The organism is Streptomyces violaceorubidus (genome assembly GCF_000717995.1).
In the GTDB taxonomy this organism is placed as follows: domain Bacteria; phylum Actinomycetota; class Actinomycetes; order Streptomycetales; family Streptomycetaceae; genus Streptomyces; species Streptomyces violaceorubidus.
In genome coordinates, this window is record NZ_JODM01000267.1 from 1 (window position 1) to 203 (window position 203).

Here is a 203-nt window from a genome sequence, read left to right on the forward strand (position 1 = left end):
GAACGGCACCACCACCAGCCGCCCCCCGTGCAGCAGAGGCGCCCACAGCTCCCACACCGAGAAGTCGAACGCGATCGAGTGGAACAGCGTCCACACCTGACCCGGACCGAACCCGAACCAGCCCCCCGTCGACGAGAACAACCTGCCTACCTGCCGGTGCGACACCACCACACCCTTGGGACGCCCCGTCGACCCCGACGTAT

General features: G+C 68.0%; 1 protein-coding gene. It reads right to left on the reverse strand.

The features are described from left to right. The coding region (locus IE94_RS38820; protein ID WP_157849480.1) for an AMP-binding protein at positions 1-203 on the reverse strand (203 nt) is incomplete at both ends.